1 protein-coding gene is annotated in these 3,563 nt (G+C 65.1%); it reads left to right on the top strand.

The window, feature by feature from the left end; all coding sequences use genetic code 11:
• A partial coding sequence (locus WBV89_RS03745) for a cell wall-binding repeat-containing protein (RefSeq protein ID WP_423980003.1) occupies positions 1-3,500 on the top strand: 3,500 nt, incomplete at its 5' end.
• Positions 3,501-3,563: the final 63 nt, after the last annotated feature.

The raw sequence follows: 3,563 nt of genomic DNA, 5'->3' as shown, positions 1-3,563 counted from the left end.
ACTTCGGCCGGTCCGACGCGGAGCAGGGCTCGGCGTCGCTGGTCAACTTCATCGCCGCCTACGGCACCCACCCGACGATCCTCGAAGCCGAGACGCTGACCGACAAGCGGATCGCAGCCGAGATCTTGGTGTACGGCAACGCCGTCATCGACAAGGTGGACCGGCTCGCTGGCCTCACGCGCTACAGCACCGCTGCGGCGATCTCACAATCCAACTTCGCCGGTGAGGCGCCGGTGGTGTACATCGCACACGGCAACAACTTCCCCGATGCGCTCGCCGGTGGCCCCGCCGCGGCTCCCGCCGGTGGGCCGCTGTTGCTGGTCGACGAGAACGCCATTCCGCGAGCAACGGCGCTGGAACTGTTCCGGCTGAACCCACAACGGATCGTCGTCCTCGGCGGTACCAACGTGATCACTTCGCAGGTGTTCAACTCACTGCAGACGTACACCACGGGCACAGTCGATCGCCTGGCCGGCCCGAACCGCTACGCCACTGCGGCCGAGATCAGCCAGGACACCTACCCCGATGGTGCGGACACGGTCTTCATCTCCGCCGGGACCAACTACCCCGACGCGCTCGGCGCAGGTCCCGCTGCAGCTCAGCAGCAGGGCCCGCTTCTGATGGTGCAGCCCGGCAACATCCCGGCGGTGACCGCCGACGAGTTGGACCGCTTGAACCCGACCAACATCGTCGTGGTCGGTGGCCCCAGTGCGGTCAGCGAGTCGGTCGCAACCGACCTGGAGGCCTTCGGTACGGTGACTCGACTCTCGGGCGAGAACCGCTACCAGACCGCAGTCGCAGTGAGCCAGGCCTACTGGCCTGACAACAACGGCGGTGCTCTGTACATCACGACGGGGAGCAACTTCCCCGACGCCCTGTCCGCCTCGGCGGTCGCAGGCGTGTCCGCCGCTGCCGCAGCAGCGGGCGAGAATGGTTCCCCGATCCTGTTGGTGCCCGGCGGAGGAACTCTGCCGCAATCGGTCGCCGATGAAATCCAGCGCATCAACCCCGACAACGTCTACATCGTCGGTGGTCCCAATGCGGTCAACCAGGGCATCGAAGATGCCATCGCTGCACTGTTCCCGCCGCCGCAGGATCCGGAGGACAGGGCCGACTTCATGAACAGCACCGGAGCATGGGCCAACGTCGATGGCGTGACCACCACCGGATTGGACGATGTCGACTTCTGGATCGGTGGCCTGGCAGAGCGGGTCGACCCGTTCGGCGCCCTGCTCGGACCGACCTTCAACTTCGTGTTCGAGAATCAACTCGAGGCCCTGCAGTTCGGTGACCGGTTCTACTACCTGTTCCGCAACCAGGGTGAGGACCTCTTCGAAGGTCTCGAGGCCAACAGCTTCTCGTCCCTGATCCAGCGCAACACCGAGGCATCACTGCTGCCGGCGGAGATCTTCCGCTTGCAGGAGCCGGTGCTCGACATGGAAGCACTCCCGACTCCCTTGCCGCCGAACTTCGCTCAGGTCGCCGGTGTGTGGACCTGGGACGGCGACGAGCACGTCGAGATCCACGGCAACCGTGTCAATCCCGACAACATCTCGGGTGGCGAGGGTGACGACGCACTGTTCGGCTACGGCGGCAACGACCGTATCGAAGGCCGAAGCGGTGCCGACTCGATCCTCGGCGGCCAGGGTGACGACATCCTGACCGACTCGTTCGGTGACGACAACATCAAGGGTGGCGACGGCAACGACGCCATCCAGGGTGGACCCGGCATCGACCTGTTGCTCGGTGGTCGTGGCGATGACTTCATCACCAAGACCCAGGACAACTCCGATGGCGCCATGGGCTTCGCAGGCCTGGGCGACGACATCATCCTCGGTGGCACCGGACGGGACAATCCGTTCGGCAACTACGGGGACGACTGGATCGAGGGTCGTGAGCACGCCGACCTGTTGATCGGTGACAACGGCCAGCAGTTCCAGAACGATGTGGACGGCGGAGACGACGTCCTGATCGGCGGAGCCGGCAATGACGACCTCGATGCCGAAGGTGGTGACGACATCCTCGTCGGCACCCCGGGAGGCACCGACCGGTTCCATGCCATGTACGGCTGGGACGTTGCGACCTACTACGGGACCGACACCGGGGTCGACGCCGACCTCAACTTCAACCTGCTCCAGCCGCCCGACATCACGGCCATCCGTGACCGGTACCTCGACGTCGAGGCGCTGTCGGGTGGTGCAGGTGACGACATCCTGCGTGGTCTGGGCAACGCTCCGGACGACTTCGACAACGCTCCGGTGGGCTTCAACAAGCTCAGCGCGAACGCCGACGGCAGCATCGACACCCAGATCGTGGGTCTCGAGGAGCTGTTGCGGCCGGACAATGCGTTGGAGGACTACGCACTGCGATTCCTGAACAATCCGCTCGAGACCGACAACGACGGGAACTCCAACCTGTTGATGGGTGGTCCGGGCAGCGACCTCATCGAAGGCCGGTTCGGAGACGACTTCATCTCCGGCGACGCCTACCTGCGGGTCCAGCTCGAGCACAACGGGGTGCGCTACGACAGCGCCGCCCAGATCGAGGCAGGAATCTTCAACGGCACCATCAACCCCGGTGACGTCGACATCGTTCGTGAGATCGCCTACGCCGATGACCCGGAAGGAACCATCGACACGGCGGTCTATGCCGACGACATGGCGAACTACACCATCGAGGGCCCCATGGCCGACGGAAACTACCGGGTCGCCCACACGGGCGTCGCGGAGCTGGAGGAGTCGGAGGGTGTCGACATCCTGCACGGCATCGAGGTGCTGCAGTTCAGCGGTGGATGTCTGATCCTGGAAACCATGGAAGCGTGCGTGCCCGCAGGCACGATCACCCTCGAGGGTCAGATCGATCCGCCGACCGAGGATCAGTCGATCACCGCGACGGTGAACTTCGACCCGGCCGTGGTGACCAACCCCACGCAGATCACCTTCAACTGGCAGAACGGTGAGGTCGGTGAGGAGTGGGAGCCATCCGCCACCGCAAGCCCCGCACCGATCGGCAACACGCAGACGTTCACCCCCGGTGATGCGGATGCGCTGTCGCTCCTGCGAGTCGTGGTGACGTTCCTCGACGATGACGGCAATCTGCGCAGCATCGCCTCGGAGGCGTTGGCGGAAGTCGTCAACGTCAACGACGTGCCGTCTGCGGTGACCTTCAACAATCCGGAGCCGCTGGTCGGCCAGTCGCTCGTACCCGGGCCGTTCACGGACGGAGACGGGACCGAGGACGCTGCGGAGGCCGGCATCAACTACACCTACGAGGCATCCGCTGACGGGTTCGCCAGCTTCACTGTGGTGGCGACCACCTCGACGCCGGGTTCGATCGGCTACATCGTCCAGGAAGCCGATGCCGGTACCCAGATCCGGGTGAGGGTGAACTTCACCGACGACCTGGGAACGGCGGAGGAGATCATCTCGGCACCGAGCTGGGTGATCCCGCCGCTGGCGGTGGGTGCCACAGCAGCACTGAACGCCGCGGTCGGCAGGTAGTCGAGACCGACAGCGTTCACTGAACACGCGGGCCAGGGCCCCGACCTCGTATGAGGTCGGGGC

Source organism: Ilumatobacter sp. (assembly GCF_049588435.1).
Taxonomy (GTDB): Bacteria; Actinomycetota; Acidimicrobiia; order Acidimicrobiales; family Ilumatobacteraceae; genus Ilumatobacter_A.
Note: the sequence above shows the minus strand (reverse complement) of the source record. Positions and strands in the feature narration are given on the sequence as shown.